The following is a 16,013-nucleotide window of genomic DNA, read 5'->3' as shown; positions in this document are numbered from 1 at the left end:
TCCGGGGGCGGTCTCAGCCTTCTCATCCATCTCTTATTTCGGCCTTATCCCTTCATCACGCGCCGTCCCTAGCTTGCGGCGCATGTTCTTCACCTACCTGAGGCGCGAGCTGCGCCGCCGCAGAAAGGCGGCCCTCGTCGTCGCCTCCGGACTCGCGCTGGGCATCGCGCTGGTCATCGTGGTCAACTCCGTGTCGTCCGGCATGGGCAAGGCCCAGGACAAGGTCCTGCAGTCCCTGTACGGCCTGGGCACGGACATGACCGTCACCAAGGCCGCCGAACCGGCCGCGAACAGCTCCGAGCGGCCGCGCTTCCAGTTCGACGCGCAGCAGGACGGCTCCGACGAGAAACAGTCCAGCGACCGCGTCATGGTCCAGGGCTTCCAGACGCTGGCGGGCTCGACGGTCTCCGAGGTCGGCTCGCAGAGCGGGGTCTCGGACGCCGTGGGCGGGCTGAGCCTGCAGGTCATCAAGGTCAGCGGGCAGTTCACGCGCGGTGAGTTCCAGCAGGACCAGAGCGGCGGGGGCCAGCAGGGCGGCGGTCCCGGGCAGGGCAGCGGTGGCTCCGCCGCCCAGCCGCAGGGCGAAGTGCGGGGCGGGGGCGCCGACTTCGACGTCAACAACTACTCCGTCTACGGCACCGACGTCACCGAGCCGGCGCTCGGCCCGCTGACGTCGTCGAAGATCACCAGTGGCCGTACCTTCAGGACGACGGAGACCAACGCCAAGGTCGTCGTCGCCGACACCTCCTACGCCAAGGAGAAGAAGCTGAAGGTCGGCTCGACCGTCACCGTCAAGGGCACCAAGTTCAAGGTGATCGGCATCGCCACGCCCGACAGCGGGGACGCGGCCGCCAACCTCTACATCCCGCTGAAGCAGGCGCAGACGCTGGCCGACGCCAAGGACAAGGTCACCACGATCTACGTCAAGGCGACCGACTCCCAGCGGATCGACTCCGTCAAGTCGGCCATCCAGAAGAACATCTCCGGTACGACGGTGACGACCTCGGCGGATCTCGCGGACACGGTGTCCGGGTCCCTGTCCACGGCGTCCTCGCTGGCGACGAGCGTGGGCAAGTGGCTGTCGATCGCCGTGCTCGTGGCGGCGTTCCTGGTCGCCGGTCTGCTCACCTCCTCGGCCGTCTCCCGCCGGGTGCGGGAGTTCGGCACGCTGAAGGCGCTGGGCTGGAAGTCGGGCCGGGTGACCCGGCAGGTGGTCGGCGAGGCGATGGTCAACGGGCTGCTCGGCGGGGCGCTGGGGATCGGGCTCGGCCTGGCGGGCGCGTACGCGGTGACGGCGATCAGCCCGACCCTGCAGGCGCAGTTGGGCGGCGGGTCCGGTGCCGGTGGCGGCGGTATGGGCGGCGGCCCGGGGGGCGGGGGCTTCGGGGGAGGTGGGCCCGGTCGGCAGTCGGCGAGCACGACGCTCGACGTGGCCCTGACGGCACCGGTGAGCCTTACGACGGTGGCGCTGGCGGTCGGGCTGGCGGTGACGGGCGGGCTGATCGCGGGCGCGTTCGGCGGCTGGCGGGCGTCACGTCTGCGTCCGGCGGATGCGCTGAGGCGCGTCGAGTAGCTGACGTCGGCGGGGCTGGGGACGGGTGGGTCGCGCAACCCGGCGCTGACGGGGTGCCGCTGCGCCCACCCGTGCCGCCCCAGCGGCACGACTGCCCGCAGCTAGGTCTAGGCAGGCGGGACTGCAACGCCCCCAGGGGCGCGGGGAACTGCGCGACCAGCCCCCACCCGCCCGCAGCCGCAATCAAACCCGATCCACCCCCGATCCCCACCCAGGAGCACCCCACCATGTACGAACTCAGAAACGTCACCAAGCGCTACACCCGAGGCAAGGAAGCCATCAACGCCCTCGACGGCGTCGATCTCACCATCGCCGACGGGGACCGTCTCGTCATCCAGGGCCCCACCGGCGGCGGCAAGTCCACCCTCCTCCAGATGCTCGGCGGCCTCGACCGGCCCACCTCGGGGGAGGTCGTGTTCGACGGGACCGACCTGGCCAAGCTCCCCGAAGCGCGGCTCACCAGGGTCCGCAGCGAAAGCATCGGCTTCGTCTTCCAGGCCTTCAATCTCATCCCCACCCTCACCGCCCAGGAGAACGTCGAGACCGCCCTCGTCCCCCTAGGCGTGAAGCCGAAGGACCGCCGCGAACGGGCCGCCGACGCGCTGAACTCGGTCGGCCTCGGCGAACGCCTCACGCATCTGCCGTCCGAGATGTCCGGCGGCCAGCAGCAGCGCGTCGCCATCGCCCGCGCGCTGGTCAAGGAACCCAAGGTGCTGCTCGCCGACGAACCCACCGGCAACCTCGACGAGTCGATGCGCGACGAGATCATGGACGTACTCGAACGCATGTGGAAGGAACTGGGGCTGACCTTCATCATGGTCACCCACGACTCGGCGATCGCGAAAAAGGCCCCGCGGCTGGTCACCATTCGCAAGGGCCGCATCAGTGTCAAGGAGAACGCAGGAGCGTAACTTGACCACTACGTAACGGAGTTCTCGCCGCCGCGTAACAGTTGACCGGCGTGCTTCTCACCTTGTTCTCATCTATTGAGGCGCCCGATCACCCCTCGGCATACTGCGTATTCCGGGGGGTGACGTGTTTGCGTACGTGACCTCCCCCGGCCGGGTGAAGGGGAATTCGCCCGGACCATCTGCAAGGGGGAATCTTGCGCAGACAACTCAAGAGTGTATGTGCGGCCTCTGTCGCCATGGCGGCCGCCGTGGCCCTCGCCTCGGGAATGACCAGCCCGGCGTCGGCCGAACCGGAGCAGAGCACCTCCGGCACCGCTGATTCACTCACTTCTCCCCTCCGCGTCACCCTGATCACGGGTGACCGGGTCGCCGTCGACTCCAAGGGCCGGGTGGTCGGCCTGGAGCGGGCGGAGGGGCGCCGGCACATACCCGTCCAGATCCGCGAGATCCGCGGACACACCCTCGTGATCCCGGCCGACGCGGCCCGGTTGGTCGCGGCGGGCAAGCTCGACCAGCGGCTGTTCGACGTCACCGAGCTGACCAGGTCCGCGGTCCGTACCTCCCAGGCCAAGGGTCTGAAGGTCATCGTCGGCTACAAGGGCGCCGCCACCGGCGCCAAGGCGGACGTCCGCGACGCGGGCAAGCTGCGCCGGGCCCTGCCGGCCCTGAACGCGGACGCGGTGCAGACCTCGCACCGGGACACGCCCGATCTGTGGGACGCGCTCACCAACGGTGACCGGACCGCCTCCGGTATCGCGCACGTCTGGCTCGACGGCGTCCGCAAGGCCAGCCTCGACAAGTCCGTGGCACAGATCGGTGCCCCGAAGGCATGGTCGGCCGGCTACGACGGCAAGGGCGTCAAGATCGCCGTACTGGACACCGGCGTCGACGCGACGCATCCCGACCTCAAGGACCAGGTCGTCGCGGCCAAGAACTTCACCCCCGCCGCAACGGCGCAGGACAAGTTCGGTCACGGCACGCACGTCGCGTCCATCGCGGCCGGCACCGGCGCCAAGTCGGGCGGCAAGTACAAGGGCGTCGCACCCGGCGCCGACATCATCAGCGGCAAGGTCCTCGGCGACGACGGCTTCGGCGACGACTCCGGCATCCTCGCCGGCATGGAGTGGGCGGCCGAGCAGGGCGCCCAGGTCGTCAATATGAGCCTCGGCGGCGGCGACACCCCCGAGATCGACCCACTGGAGGCGGCGGTCAACAAGCTGTCCGCCGAGAAGGGCATCCTCTTCGCGATCGCGGCGGGCAACTCCGGTCCGGAGAGTCTCGGTTCACCCGGCAGCGCGGAGGCCGCACTCACCGTCGGCGCCGTCGACGACAGGGACGTGCTCGCGCCCTGGTCCAGCACCGGCCCCCGGCTCGGTGACGGCGCCGTCAAGCCGGACGTGACCGCGCCGGGCGTCGCCATCACGGCCGCGTCCGCCAAGGGCAGCCTCATCGAGCAGGAGGTCGGCGAGAACCCGCCCGGCTACCTGACCATCGAGGGCACATCCATGGCGACCCCGCATGTCGCGGGCGCGGCGGCGATCCTGAAGCAGCAGCACCCGGACTGGACGTACGCCGAGCTCAAGGGCGCGCTGACCGGTTCCACCAAGGGCGGCAAGTACACGCCGTTCCAGCAGGGTTCGGGCCGTATCCAGGTGGACAAGGCCATCAAGCAGACCGTGATCGCCGACCCGGCGTCGGTGAGCTTCGGTGTGCAGCAGTGGCCGCACACCGATGACAAGCCGGACACCCGGAAGGTGACGTACCGCAACTTCGGCACCCAGGACGTCACGCTCGCCCTCACCGCCACGGCCACGGCCCCCAAGGGCCGGCCGGCTCCCGCGGGCTTCTTCAAGCTGGGCGCGACGAAGGTGACGGTCCCGGCGGGCAAGAAGGCCACCGTCGACCTCGTCGTCAACACCAAGCTGGGCGGCACGGTCGACGGCGCCTACTCCGCGTATGTGACGGCGACGGGCGGCGGGCAGAGCGTCCGTACGGCCGCCGCGGTGCAGCGCGAGGTGGAGTCGTACGACGTCACCGTCAAGCACATCGGCCGGGACGGCAAGCCGGCATCCGCGTACGACACCACCCTGTTCGGGTACTCGGGGCTGGCGACGAACCTGGACCAGAAGGTGCCGGTCACCGAGTCCGGCACGGCCAAACTGCGGCTGCGCAGGGGCTCGTATCTGCTGAACGCCTACATCGACAAGGACCCGGAGTCCATGCAGGGCGGGCTCGACTGGCTGGTCCAGCCGAAACTGGACCTCACCAGGAACACCTCCGTGACGATCGACGCCCGCACCACCAAGTCGGCCGACATCACCGTGCCGGACGGGCGGGCCAAGCCGGTGGCCGCCGCTGCCGACTACTTCTACGACCCGTCGGGCATCGGCCTCGGCATCAGTGTCGACTCCTTCGCCAACCTGCGCATGGCGCACCTCGGCCCCGAGGTCGCGAGCGGCCTGAGCCAGACCTGGAACGGCCAGTGGACCAAGGGCGACGACGCCGAGTACAACGTGGCCACCGTGGCCAAGGTCAGGAAGATCCAGGGCGACAAGGTCCGCCACTTCAAGGCGAGTGAACTCGCCACGGTGAAGAACGGCCTCGGTGCCGCGGCCCCCGGCAAGACCGGCGGCCTGCTCACCGCGGGCAGCTTCCCCGACGGCGGTATCGTCAGCGACCCGATCGAGCAGAAGCTGCCGGGCTCGCGGACGGTGTACCTGTCCACGTCCGACAAGATCCAGTGGTCGTTCGACTTCGAGCAGTACGCCGGCCGGGACGCCGAAGGACTCCCGGTGATCGACGCGTCCTACTCCCTGGGCGACTCGCGGACCTACAAGGCGGGCCAGAGCTACTCCAACACCTTCAACACGGCGGTCTTCGGCCCGCACATCACCAAGGACTACGGCCTGTTCCGTGAGGGCAACGAGATCTACGGCCAGCTGCCGGTGTTCGCGGACGCCGGCAAACACGTGGGCTCCTCGGTCTTCACCTCGGCGACCACGAGCCTGTACCGCAACGGCACCAAGATCGGCACCTACGACGACACGGTGTTCGGCGGCGGGTCGTTCAAGGTCCCGGCCGGGGACGCCGAGTACCGGCTGACGACCTCGGTCAAGCGGAGCGCCAAGGTCGCGGCCGCCTCCACGCGGATCGACGCGAGCTGGACCTTCCGCTCCAAGAAGCCGTCCGCCGAGCAGGCCGTGCTCCCGGCCTCCACGGTCCGCTTCGGCGCCAAGACCGGCCTGGACAGCCGGGTCGAGGCCGACAGGACGGTGACGTTCCCGGTCACCGTGGTGGGCCCGGCCGCGGGCGGCAACCTCAAGTCGCTGCACGTGTACGTGTCGTACGACTACGGCCAGACCTGGAAGAAGCTGGAGGTCAAGGACGGCAGGATCACCGTGAGGAACCCGGCGAAGGGGAAGGCGATCTCCTTCCACGCCAAGGTCGCCGACAAGAAGGGCAACAAGGCGACCGTCTCGATCTACAACGCGTATTACGGCAAGTGACCCGACCCGGGAACAGCTGAGCCGATAGCGAACCGCCCGCCGGAAGTACAGCCTCCGGTGGGCGGTTCGTGTTTCCGTGGGGCCATGACGGCTCACACGGTGGAATACATCCGGTACCGCATTCCCGAGCAGAGATCGGCGGAGTTCCTGGCCGCCTACACCCGCGCCGCGGCCCAGCTCGCCGCGTCCCCGCACTGTGTCGACTATGAACTCGCCCGCTGCGAGGAGGACTTCGAGCACTTCGTCCTGCGGATCACCTGGACATCGACGCAGGACCACCTGGAGGGCTTCCGGAAGTCGGAGCTGTTCACCGACTTCTTCGCGGAGATCCGTCCGTACGTGACGCACATCGAGGAGATGCGCCACTACAAGCCCACCACGGTGCGCGGCACGGGCGCGTCGGTGCCGACGCTGTACGCCTGGGCGGGCGGCGCGGAGGCGTTCTCCCGACTGACCTCGGCCTTCTACGACAAGGTCCTCAAGGACGACCTCCTGGCCCCGCTGTTCGCGGGCCTGGACCCGCACCATGCCGAGCATGTGGCGCTGTGGCTCGGCGAGGTCTTCGGCGGCCCGCCCGGCTACTCCGAGACCCAGGGCGGCCACGGCCACATGGTCGCCAAGCACATGGGCCGGGGCATCACCGAGCCGCAGCGCCGCCGCTGGGTCAACCTCATCCAGGACGCCGCCGACGAGGCCGGCCTGCCGACCGACGCGGAGTTCCGCTCGGCCTTCCTGGCGTACGTGGAGTGGGGGACGCGGCTGGCGGTGTACTTCTCGGGCCCGGATGCGGTGCCACCGGCCGAACAGCCGGTACCCAGGTGGAACTGGGGCGCCGCACCGCCTTACCAGGGCTGACGGTCCGCCGGTCAGCGCGGGGACATGACCTCGTACAGGTTCCCCGTGTCGTCGGTGAAGAAGAGCCCCCGGGCGCACAGCGGATGGTCGACGCGGCCGTTGTCCGGGGCGGACGGGGCGTTGCCGTAGGGGACGCCGAGCGTGTGCAGGCGGCCGAGGATCTGGTCGAAGGTGCCGGGGTCGACGTCGAAGGCCAGATGGTGGCCCTCGGCGGCCTCGGCCGTCATGAAGTCCAGGGTGAGCTGCTCGTTGACGCGCACGGGCGCGAAGTGGCCGCCGCTGCCGGCCGGGGGGAGCTGCTCCAGCCCCATGACGGTGGCGAAGAAGCGGGCGGCCGCGGTGTGGTCGAGGGCCGGAACGATGGTGTGGTTGAGGGTGACGGTCATACGGGTCGGCTCCCTGGTTGCCTGAGTGCGCCGTGCAGGAGTACGTCGGTGAGTTCGGCCGGGGTCGGGCTGTCCTCCCCGCCGAGCGCGCCGCCGCGCAACTGGGCGAAGAGGGTGGCGAGGAAGAGGGCGGCGACCTTCTCCACGGGCAGCCGCAGCGCGCCCCGGTCGGGTTCGATCAGCTCGGACACGGCGTCGCGCAGGGAGCGGGCGGAGGCGTCGCGGTCGGCCGGGGCGGGCCGCTCACCGTCGGGCCGCCCGCGCTGCCGCCCCGATGCGTGCAGCGCACCGAGCACGGTGCCCATGCGCTCCAGATGGGCCCGCATCGCGTCCGCGGCCTCGGCCAGCCGCTCGGCGAGCGGCAGCTCCAGGTCGACGGAGGCGAGTTCGCGCAGCACATGGTCCGGGCTGACGGCCTCCGCCACGCAGGCGTCGAGCAGTTCGTCCTTGTCGGCGAACACCCGGAAGATCGTCGCCTCCCCGATCCCGGCGGCCCGCGCGATCCGCCCGGTGGTGACGGCGGCGCCGTGCTCGGCGACGAGCGGCAGCGCGGCGGCGACGATCATCGAACGCCGCTGGTCGGGGGTCATACCGGGGGCCCGGCGGCGGGGCGGGGAGGAGGCAGGAGTGGAAGCAGGGGTGGAAGCAGGGGTGGAAGCAGAGGGTTCCTTCATACGAAGGACGGTACGGAGTGAGTGCTCACTCCGTCAAGGGCGAGTGAGTGCTCACTCCGTACCGCTGTCCCCGCCTTCGTGGTCGTCAGGGCTGGATCGAGAGGGTGTAGTTGGCCATCCCGCGGGCCGAGTCGACGAAGATCCGGAAACCGCCGGTCCACCTCGGTGTGATCGTGCAGGCGGCGTCGGCGTCGGGCGCGACGTCGTAGGCGACGAGATTGCCGTTCTCGTCGTAGACGCGGACGTCGAAGTCCACGCTCGACCGATCGGGCAGCACATAGATGCTGTACGTCACGTAGGCGCGCAGCACCACTTCGTAGTACTCGGATTTCCCCGGCCATACCCGGCCTGTCCCTATCAGTGGCATCGCGGCATTCCCCCAGACGCGATCAGGAACTGAGCATTCTCAGTAGGATGGTTCGCTCTTTCTGCACCCAGTCCGTGGTGGGGTCGAGCCCCAGCGACCGGTCGAAGTCCAGCAGAGCCTGTGAGTGTTCTCCGAGCGCCTTGTACGCCAGCCCGCGAAACGCCCAGGCGAGGGCGTGGTCGGGGTCCAGCTCCAGCGAGCGGTCCAGGTCGTTCAGTGCCTCCGCGTACTGCCCGAGCTCCAGGTAGGAGGCGGCGCGGTCCCGCAGCAGGAACGCCTCGTTCGCCTCCTGCTCGGCCACCTGGTTGAGGTCTCGCAGCGCCTCGCCGTAGCGTGCCCGTTCCCAGAAGGGCGGTTCCTGGGCGGGACGTGCCGAGACATCGTCGTCGTACTCGACCTCGTACACCGGCATCGCGGCGGGGCCCTGCTCGACGGGCAGGGTCGGGGTGAGGTCGGGGTCCAGAGCGAGGGCGCGGTTGAAGTCCTGCACCGCCGCGGTGTTCCGGCCGATGTCCTGGTACGTGGTGCCCCGGGTGATCAGCGCCTGGGCGTTGTCGGGTTCCAGGTCCAGAGCCCGGTCGAGATCGCGCAGGGCGTCGTCGTAACGCCCCAGCTCCCGCCAGATCGCTCCCCTGGCGTGCAGGGCGAAGGCGTTGTCCGGCTCCAGTGTCAGCAGTCGGGAGAGGTCGCGCAGAGCGGGGTCGTAGTTCTGCAGGTCCCGGTGCGCCGCTCCCCGGACGGCGAGCGCCATCACGTTGTCGGGCTCCAGCTGCAGCGCGCGGTCGAGGTCGCGGAACGCCTCGTCCTCGCGCCCGGAGCTCCAGTGGCACATGCCCCGGTCGATCAGCGTCCAGGCGTTGTCCGGCTTCAGCCGCAGTGATCGGTCGAGATCGTGCAGGGCCTCGTCGTACCGCTCCAGTTCGCGATAGGTGGCTCCCCTGGCGTGCAGGGCCTCGGGGTGGTGCGGTTCCAGTCGCAGCAGCCGGTCGAGGTCCCGCAACGCCAGGCTGTACTGGGTGAGTTCCCAATGGGTGGCGCTCCGTTCGAGGAGTGCTCCCGTGTTGTCCGGCTCCAGTCCCAGAGCTCGGTCGAGATCCCGCAGGGAGTCGTCGTGCCGGCCGAGCTGTCCGCGCAGCGCCCCTCGGTCGATGAGCGCCGGCACATGGTCCGGGGCCAGTTCGAGCGCCCGGTCGAGGTCGCGCAGTGCCTCGTCGGGCCGGCCCAGCTCACGGTGCGCGGCGGCCCGCGCGACCAGCCCGGCGGGGCCGTTCGGGTCCGTCGGTGCGCTACCGCCGGTGCCCCCGGCGTCCCTGGTGGTGTCGGTGGTGGGCGTCGGCGGGCCGTCCGGGGGAGGCTTCCGCTCGTCCGGGGCGCCGTTCCGGCCGGACCGGCCGTCGCTCGGGCCCGGTTTCCCGGACTTCTTCTTGAGCGTCGTCGTGCGGTGACCGTCCCTCGGTTCCGGTCGCGGTTCCGGTCGGTCCGGCGGTGTTCCGAAGGCGGTCGGTTCCTTCACCACGTCGAAGATCCGGCCGTCGGGAGCGCGTGAGTAGAGGACCGGGGTGCCCCACTCGAAACTGCTGACCTCGTTGAGAATCGCGCGGCGCCCTTCGTACACCGCGGCGTCCAGCGGGTATCCGTCGGCGATCGACTCGTAGAACTCCCGGGCGAATTCGATGGCGGCGACATCGGTGATGGCGAACTGCATGGCCACGACCGCCGGTAAGCCCTGCTGCACGAGGCTCTGCGCCGTACCGGCGAACAGATCGGTGTCGTCGCCCCTGCCCCCTTCGCAGGCGTTCAGCACCGCCAGGCGCACGCCCCGGTCGGAGAGCAGTGTGCCGATCTCCCCGCCGCTCACCATGCGTTGGCGCCCCTGCTGGTCCTCCAGGTACAGCACGCCGTCCCGCCAGTCCTTCAGGTAGGCGCCGTGCCCGATGAAGTGGAAGACATGGAACTCGCCACGGCGCAGACGCTTCTGCAGCTGGGTCAGGGTTCCGCTCTCCAGCCGCTCCACGCTGACCTGTCCGCCGGCCTGCATACCCGAGAGAGCCGTGTTCAGCTGGTGCCACTCCCGCTCCACGTCCAGGCTCGGCAGGCCGGCCGGGCTGGCGATCATGACGAGCACCCGCAGCGGGGCCCGCACGGTGACCGGGTGGGGACGGCGGTCCAGTTTCAGATAGCGCACCAGAGGGGTGCGCAGGGAATGGGCGAAGAAACGGCTGTGCTCAGTGTCGTACAGGAACTCCCAGGGCAGCTCCGAGATCTTCGCGGAGGGGCCGAGTTTGAGCAGGATGCGCAGCCCTTCCCCGGTATGGTCGACCATTTTCAGGCTGGTATCCAGCGCGAATTTCAATCGCCCCTGGAACAGTGATTCGTAGAGGCGTGTGCCGAAATCCTTCAGCGGTGCCAGCTCCGGATTTCCCGGCCCGCGTGTCGTCCCCATCCTGGGGCGTCCGAGTCTGAGCAGAAAGTTCTCCAGCTCCAGGCCGGAGGGCAGCTTGAAGTCCTTCTCGGACTCGTACTCGCCTACGGGGGACCGCACTGATGCGCGATATTTATCGGACCTGGTGGGTTCGATGTAGATTTCGAAATCTTGATAATTGATCACGCTGCACAGCCCCCGCCCTGCCAAGAGTCGCATCACACTATCTCGGAGGGGTGAGCGGGATGGCTAGTGCTGCGCCGGGAAAAGGCATCCCATTTCCCGGCGAATATGCGGTTCCGGATCTTCCCTTTGTTGCCTCGGGGGACTGCAGGGATTGCAGCGATTCCCCTCGGCTTTTGTGAATCGGTCAGCCTCCGCTCCCGTACGGCCTGGTGAGGATTTCGAGGTTGTGGCCGTTCGGGTCGTCGAAGTAGGCGCCGCGACCGCCGTCGTTGCGGTTGATCTCGCCGGGGCGGTTGTGGAAGGGGTCGGCCCAGTACGTCAGCCCGGCCTGCCGTATCCGGCCGAAGATCGTGTCGAAGTCGTCCTCCGACACCAGGAACGCGTAGTGCTGCGGGGTGATCGCGCCCGGTGATTCCAGATAGTCCAGGGTCACGCCGTTGGGGATCTCGACCGGGATGAAGGGGCCGTACTGCGGACTCACCGCCAGGCCCAGGACGTCGGCGAGGAACTGGGCCGACGCCTTCTTGTCGTGCGCGGCGACGATGGTGTGGTTGAGCTGCACGGTCATCGGGGCTGCCTCCTCGTGTGCACGGTTCGGACGGGCTCCGGGCTCCGGGTTTCACGCTAGGCAGGGCTGTCACGCGGCACATCGGTCGGAGGGAGGGGGCGGCTCTACTCCTCCGGTACTCCTCCGGTACTCCTACGGCGACACGCTGAGGGCCCCGGAGCAGTGCGGCTCCGGGGCCCTCGGTCTTGTCGTACTGGTTCGGTCCTGTCGTACCGGTTGGGTCAGATCGTCGCGGTGTCGATCACGAACCGGTACCGCACATCGCTGCTGAGCACCCGCTCGTACGCCTCGTTGATCTGGTCCGCGCTGATCAGCTCGATCTCGGCGCCGAAGCCGTGCTCCGCGCAGAAGTCCAGCATCTCCTGGGTCTCCTGGATGCCGCCGATGCCGGAGCCGGCGAGGGTCTTGCGGCCGCCGATCACCGAGAAGAGGTTCAGGGCGACGGGCTCCTCGGGGGCGCCGACGTTCACGAAGGCGCCGTCCGTCTTGAGCAGGGACAGGAACCGGTCCAGGTTCAGCGGGGCCGAGACCGTGGAGAGGATCAGGTCGAAGGTGCCGGCCAGCTCCTTGAAGGTGTTCTCGTCGCTGGTCGCGTAGTAGTGGTCGGCGCCCAGCTTCAGGCCGTCCTCCTTCTTGCGCAGGGACTGCGAGAGGACCGTCACCTCGGCGCCCAGCGCGTGCGCGATCTTCACGCCCATGTGGCCGAGGCCGCCCATGCCGAGGATCGCGACCTTCTTGCCGGGGCCGGCGTTCCAGTGCCGGAGGGGGGAGTAGGTGGTGATGCCGGCGCACAGCAGCGGGGCGGCGACGTCCAGGGACAGGCCGTCGGGGATGCGGACGACGAAGTTCTCGTCGACGACGATCTTCTCCGAGTAGCCGCCGTAGGTCACCTCGCCGTCCTTGCCGACGGAGTTGTACGTGCCGACGTTGCCGCCGGTGCAGTACTGCTCAAGACCGGCCTTGCAGTTCTCGCACTCACGGCAGGAGTCGACCAGGCAGCCGACGCCCACCCGGTCGCCGACCTGGTACTTCGTCACGCCGGGGCCGACCTCGGAGACGATGCCCGCGATCTCGTGGCCGGGGACCATCGGGAAGGTCGCCTCGCCCCAGCCCTCGCGGGCCTGGTGGATGTCGGAGTGGCAGATACCGGCGAACTTGATGTCGATCAGGACGTCGAACTCGCCGACCTCACGGCGCTCGATGGTGGTGCGCTCCAGCGGAGCCTTGGACGCGGGTGCTGCGTATGCGGCGACGGTGGTCATGCCGGGGGTCTCCTAGCGGGGGTCTCGCGCCCGGCTGCCTTCTGATCCGTGCTTTCGTCCGGGCACGGCGTCCAGCCTGCCGGAGGGCGGGAAAGTCACCCAGACCTCGGTTGTACGTACGTCTGCCGGTCCTACCACTGGCGGGGTCAGGATCGTGTGCGTACGACCGGGAATACTTGAGGCATGGATGAACAGCCCGAATCCCCGACAGGACCGTCCGCCGAGAACGCGACGGGCCTGGACCGGCGTGCCGAGCTCAGCGAGTTCCTGCGCACCCGGCGGGCCCGGCTGAAGCCCGAGGACGTCGGACTGCCGGACTTCGGGCGGCACCGCAGGGTGCCGGGGCTGCGGCGCGAGGAGCTGGCGCAGCTGGCCGGGGTGTCCGTGGCGTACTACACCCGCCTGGAGCAGGGCAACGGGCGCAACGTCTCCGCGGAGGTCCTCGACGCGATCGCCCGCGCGCTGCGGCTGACCGATGCCGAGCACGCGCACCTCACGCACCTCGCCAAGCCCAAGCAGCACAAGAAGAGGCCGGCCGCCCGGACGGAGCATGTGCGGCCGGCGCTGCGGCAGCTGCTGGACTCGATCGAAGGGGTGCCCGCGTACATCTCCGGCCGGCGTGCGGACATCCTCGCCTGGAACCGGATGGCGGCGGCGGTCTTCGGCGACTGGTCGGAGCTGCCGGTGCAGGAGCGGAACTGGGCGCGGCTGGTGTTCCTGAGGCCCGAGTACCGCGATCTGTTCGTGGAGTGGGACCAGAAGGCGTCCGACATGGTCAGCTATCTGCGCATGGACGCCGGCTGCCACCCGGACGACCCGCGGCTGTCGGCCCTGGTCGGCGAACTCTCCGTCAAGAGCGAGGAGTTCCGGCGGCTGTGGGCCACGCATGACGTCAAGGAGAAGAGCTACGGCGTCAAGCACATCCGGCATCCCCTCGTCGGCGAACTGACCCTGAACTTCGAGTCGTTCCGCCTGTCCGACGGCACGGAGCAGAGCCTGATCACCTATCACGCGGAGCCGGGGTCACCGTCGGCGGAGGCGCTGCGGTTGCTGGCGAGCTGGGGGGCGGACGCGACCAAGGCGGGGTCGGGGACTTCGGCGCCGTAGCACAGTGGTGCCCAGCGATGGCCGGGCCGGCCGGCGATCTTCGGCAGTGGTCAGCGGCCACGCCCCTCGACCGCCGAGGCCACCTCGTCCAGATCCTTCGCGATCGCCTTGCTCACCGCCCGCGCGCCCACACCGCCGAGGATCTTCGCGAGCAGACCGGTGATGCCGCCGGACACCACGGCGGAGAAGGCCATCCGCACCGTGGTGGCGTCCGGCCCGTCCGCCCGTAGCGCCCACTCCGAGACATAGCGGGTGCCGTGCGACTCGGCCTCCACCACATAGCGCTCGGGCGGTTCGCAGACGGTCACCCACATCTCCTCGGTGGCGTCCCTGCCGAACATCCGCCGGGTCTCCCGCCACCGCGTGCCGACACCGAAGGCCCCGTCCGTGAGGACATCGATCTTCGACACGGTGCTGAGCACACGCTCCATGCCTCTCAGATCGGTCAGGGCCTCCCAGACGGTGCCCCGGCCCGCGGCGATACGCCGCTCCACGACGACGCTTCTGCTGGTCATGCCCCCATGAAAGCAGTCCCGAACTGTTCGGGCGGCGATGTCGAGAACCCGTGTCCGGCTCCGTCCCCGGGGTGAACGCGACCACAATGGGTCGCACCAGCACCGAGGAGAACCACGATGGCCAAGTACTTGCTGCTGAAGCACTACCGGGGCGCTCCGGCCGCCGTCAACGACGTGCCGATGGACCAGTGGACGCCGGAGGAGATCTCGGCGCACGCGCGGTACATGAACGACTTCGCGGCCCGGCTGGAGCAGACCGGCGAGTTCGTCGACAGCCAGGCGCTCGCTCCGGAGGGGACGTTCGTCCGGTACGACGGTGAGGGGCGCCCGCCGGTCACCGACGGCCCGTTCGCCGAGACCAAGGACCTCATCGCCGGCTGGATGGTGATCGACGTCGACAGCTACGAGCGCGCCGTCGAACTGGCCGGGGAACTGTCGGCCGCCCCCGGTGCGGGCGGGAAGCCGATCCACGAGTGGCTGGAGCTGCGGCCGTTCTACGGCAGGACGCCCACCATCACGGAGTGCCCGCATCGATGAACGAGGCCCTGCTGCGCAGCCTCACCCCGAGCGTGCTCGCCATCCTCGTCCGCCGCGGAGCCGACTTCGCGGCGGCCGAGGACGCCGTGCAGGACGCGCTGGTCGAGGCGGTCCGCGGCTGGCCCGCCGACCCGCCACGGGACGCGAAGGGCTGGCTGGTCACCGTGGCCTGGCGCAAGTTCCTGGACGCGACCCGCGCGGACACCGCCCGCCGCCGACGCGAGGACCTGGTGGACGAGGAACCATCACCCGGTCCCGCGTCACAGGTGGACGACACGCTCCAGCTCTACTTCCTGTGCGCCCACCCCTCGCTGACCCCCTCGTCGGCGGTCGCGCTCACGCTCCGCGCCGTCGGCGGCCTCACCACCCGGCAGATCGCCCAGGCCTACCTGGTCCCCGAGGCGACCATGGCGCAGCGGATCAGCCGGGCCAAGCGCACCGTCTCCGGCGTACGGTTCGACCAGCCCGGTGATGTCGCCACCGTGCTGCGCGTCCTCTACCTGGTCTTCAACGAGGGCTACTCCGGCGACATCGACCTCACCGCCGAGGCGATCCGGCTCACCCGGCAGCTGGCGGCCGCGATCGACCACCCCGAGGTCGCCGGGCTGCTCGCCCTCATGCTGCTCCACCACGCCCGGCGCGCCGCCCGGACCGCGCCCGACGGCAGCCTGGTGCCGCTCGCCGAGCAGGACCGCGGCCGCTGGGACACCGCGTTGATCGCGGAGGGCGTCGAGATCCTGCAGGCGGCCCTCGCCCGTGACCGGCTGGGCGAGTACCAGGCGCAGGCCGCCATCGCCGCCCTGCACGCGGACGCGCCGACCGCCGAGGAGACGGACTGGGTGCAGATCGTCGAGTGGTACGACGAACTCGTCCGCGTGACCGACAGCCCGGTCGCCCGCCTCAACCGCGCGGTCGCCGTGGGCGAGGCCGACGGCCCACGCGCCGGCCTGACGGCCCTCGCCGCCCTGGACCCCGCCCTGCCCCGCCACACCGCGGTCGCGGCCTACCTCCACGAACGCGACGGCGACCTGACGACAGCGGCCCGCCTCTACGCCGAGGCGGCCCAACAGGCCCCCAACCTCGCCGAACGAGCCCACCTGACCCGCCAGGCCGCCCGCCTCAACACGGCCCGCTCCCGCTGACG

The 16,013-nt window shown here is 69.8% G+C and carries 14 protein-coding genes; 7 read left to right on the top strand and 7 right to left on the bottom strand.

What is annotated here, in order from left to right; translation table 11 throughout:
- The first annotated feature begins 82 nt into the window (after positions 1-82).
- The 4 genes from ACFWYS_RS13910 to ACFWYS_RS13895 all read left to right on the top strand — a co-directional run bounded on the left by ACFWYS_RS13910 (position 83) and on the right by ACFWYS_RS13895 (position 6,845).
- Positions 83-1,573 (top strand): ABC transporter permease, encoded by a 1,491-nt coding sequence (locus ACFWYS_RS13910; RefSeq protein ID WP_384767088.1) that lies wholly within the window; start codon positions 83-85, stop codon positions 1,571-1,573.
- A gap of 227 nt (positions 1,574-1,800) precedes the next feature.
- Positions 1,801-2,484 (top strand): ABC transporter ATP-binding protein, encoded by a 684-nt coding sequence (locus ACFWYS_RS13905; RefSeq protein WP_384767085.1) that lies wholly within the window; start codon positions 1,801-1,803, stop codon positions 2,482-2,484.
- Between the two features lie 236 nt (positions 2,485-2,720).
- Positions 2,721-5,990, top strand: a complete 3,270-nt coding sequence (locus ACFWYS_RS13900) for a S8 family serine peptidase (protein WP_384767083.1) — start codon at positions 2,721-2,723, stop codon at positions 5,988-5,990.
- A gap of 84 nt (positions 5,991-6,074) precedes the next feature.
- Positions 6,075-6,845, top strand: coding sequence for a group II truncated hemoglobin (locus tag ACFWYS_RS13895; RefSeq protein ID WP_384767080.1), 771 nt, complete (start codon positions 6,075-6,077; stop codon positions 6,843-6,845).
- Between the two features lie 11 nt (positions 6,846-6,856).
- On the opposite strand, the gene ACFWYS_RS13890 is transcribed toward ACFWYS_RS13895, so the two are convergent.
- The 6 genes from ACFWYS_RS13890 to ACFWYS_RS13865 all read right to left on the bottom strand — a co-directional run bounded on the left by ACFWYS_RS13890 (position 6,857) and on the right by ACFWYS_RS13865 (position 12,710).
- On the bottom strand, positions 6,857-7,231 hold the full coding sequence (locus ACFWYS_RS13890; RefSeq protein WP_384767077.1) for a VOC family protein: 375 nt from the start codon (positions 7,229-7,231) through the stop codon (positions 6,857-6,859).
- Entirely contained in the window at positions 7,228-7,797 is a 570-nt protein-coding gene (locus tag ACFWYS_RS13885; RefSeq protein WP_384767410.1) for a TetR/AcrR family transcriptional regulator, read from the bottom strand. The genes ACFWYS_RS13890 and ACFWYS_RS13885 overlap by 4 nt, the downstream gene beginning before the upstream one ends.
- A 193-nt stretch (positions 7,798-7,990) precedes the next feature.
- Positions 7,991-8,272 carry a hypothetical protein gene (locus ACFWYS_RS13880; RefSeq protein ID WP_384767074.1) on the bottom strand — a complete coding sequence of 94 codons (282 nt, stop codon included), beginning with the start codon at positions 8,270-8,272 and terminating at the stop codon, positions 7,991-7,993.
- Between the two features lie 22 nt (positions 8,273-8,294).
- Complete coding sequence (locus ACFWYS_RS13875; protein ID WP_384767071.1) at positions 8,295-10,814, bottom strand: tetratricopeptide repeat protein; 2,520 nt, start codon at positions 10,812-10,814, stop codon at positions 8,295-8,297.
- Positions 10,815-11,064: 250 nt separating this feature from the next.
- On the bottom strand, positions 11,065-11,448 hold the full coding sequence (locus tag ACFWYS_RS13870; protein WP_384767069.1) for a VOC family protein: 384 nt from the start codon (positions 11,446-11,448) through the stop codon (positions 11,065-11,067).
- 221 nt (positions 11,449-11,669) lie between these two features.
- Entirely contained in the window at positions 11,670-12,710 is a 1,041-nt protein-coding gene (locus ACFWYS_RS13865; protein WP_384767066.1) for an NAD(P)-dependent alcohol dehydrogenase, read from the bottom strand.
- A 183-nt stretch (positions 12,711-12,893) separates the two neighbouring features.
- On the opposite strand from ACFWYS_RS13865, the gene ACFWYS_RS13860 reads away from it, so the two are divergent.
- The gene (locus ACFWYS_RS13860; RefSeq protein WP_384767063.1) at positions 12,894-13,817 is read left to right on the top strand and encodes a helix-turn-helix domain-containing protein; all 924 of its coding nucleotides are present in this window, start codon (positions 12,894-12,896) and stop codon (positions 13,815-13,817) included.
- A gap of 50 nt (positions 13,818-13,867) precedes the next feature.
- Here the strand turns inward: ACFWYS_RS13860 and ACFWYS_RS13855 are convergent, their stop codons facing one another.
- Positions 13,868-14,332, bottom strand: a complete 465-nt coding sequence (locus ACFWYS_RS13855) for an SRPBCC family protein (protein WP_384767061.1) — start codon at positions 14,330-14,332, stop codon at positions 13,868-13,870.
- 117 nt (positions 14,333-14,449) lie between these two features.
- Here ACFWYS_RS13855 and ACFWYS_RS13850 point away from each other — a divergent pair, with 117 nt between their 5' ends.
- Both ACFWYS_RS13850 and ACFWYS_RS13845 read left to right on the top strand, forming a co-directional pair.
- Complete coding sequence (locus tag ACFWYS_RS13850) at positions 14,450-14,869, top strand: YciI family protein (protein ID WP_384767058.1); 420 nt, start codon at positions 14,450-14,452, stop codon at positions 14,867-14,869.
- Positions 14,866-16,011, top strand: a complete 1,146-nt coding sequence (locus ACFWYS_RS13845) for an RNA polymerase sigma factor (RefSeq protein WP_384767407.1) — start codon at positions 14,866-14,868, stop codon at positions 16,009-16,011. Before ACFWYS_RS13850 ends, ACFWYS_RS13845 begins: the two co-directional genes overlap by 4 nt.
- Positions 16,012-16,013: the final 2 nt, after the last annotated feature.

The organism is Streptomyces sp. NPDC059010 (genome assembly GCF_042740355.1).
Lineage (GTDB): Bacteria > Actinomycetota > Actinomycetes > Streptomycetales > Streptomycetaceae > Streptomyces.
Note: the sequence above shows the minus strand (reverse complement) of the source record. Positions and strands in the feature narration are given on the sequence as shown.

What these genes read in the sequence shown, in the direction of transcription:
- ACFWYS_RS13910 (WP_384767088.1), top strand. Translation starts at nt 83, where the DNA reads ATGTTCTTCACCTACCTGAGGCGCGAGCTGCGCCGCCGCAGAAAGGCG.
- ACFWYS_RS13905 (WP_384767085.1), top strand. Translation starts at nt 1,801, where the DNA reads ATGTACGAACTCAGAAACGTCACCAAGCGCTACACCCGAGGCAAGGAA.
- ACFWYS_RS13900 (WP_384767083.1), top strand. Translation starts at nt 2,721, where the DNA reads ATGGCGGCCGCCGTGGCCCTCGCCTCGGGAATGACCAGCCCGGCGTCG.
- ACFWYS_RS13895 (WP_384767080.1), top strand. Translation starts at nt 6,075, where the DNA reads ATGACGGCTCACACGGTGGAATACATCCGGTACCGCATTCCCGAGCAG.
- ACFWYS_RS13890 (WP_384767077.1), bottom strand. Translation starts at nt 7,231, where the DNA reads ATGACCGTCACCCTCAACCACACCATCGTTCCGGCCCTCGACCACACC.
- ACFWYS_RS13885 (WP_384767410.1), bottom strand. Translation starts at nt 7,797, where the DNA reads ATGATCGTCGCCGCCGCGCTGCCGCTCGTCGCCGAGCACGGCGCCGCC.
- ACFWYS_RS13880 (WP_384767074.1), bottom strand. Translation starts at nt 8,272, where the DNA reads ATGCCACTGATAGGGACAGGCCGGGTATGGCCGGGGAAATCCGAGTAC.
- ACFWYS_RS13870 (WP_384767069.1), bottom strand. Translation starts at nt 11,448, where the DNA reads ATGACCGTGCAGCTCAACCACACCATCGTCGCCGCGCACGACAAGAAG.
- ACFWYS_RS13865 (WP_384767066.1), bottom strand. Translation starts at nt 12,710, where the DNA reads ATGACCACCGTCGCCGCATACGCAGCACCCGCGTCCAAGGCTCCGCTG.
- ACFWYS_RS13860 (WP_384767063.1), top strand. Translation starts at nt 12,894, where the DNA reads ATGGATGAACAGCCCGAATCCCCGACAGGACCGTCCGCCGAGAACGCG.
- ACFWYS_RS13855 (WP_384767061.1), bottom strand. Translation starts at nt 14,332, where the DNA reads ATGACCAGCAGAAGCGTCGTCGTGGAGCGGCGTATCGCCGCGGGCCGG.
- ACFWYS_RS13850 (WP_384767058.1), top strand. Translation starts at nt 14,450, where the DNA reads ATGGCCAAGTACTTGCTGCTGAAGCACTACCGGGGCGCTCCGGCCGCC.
- ACFWYS_RS13845 (WP_384767407.1), top strand. Translation starts at nt 14,866, where the DNA reads ATGAACGAGGCCCTGCTGCGCAGCCTCACCCCGAGCGTGCTCGCCATC.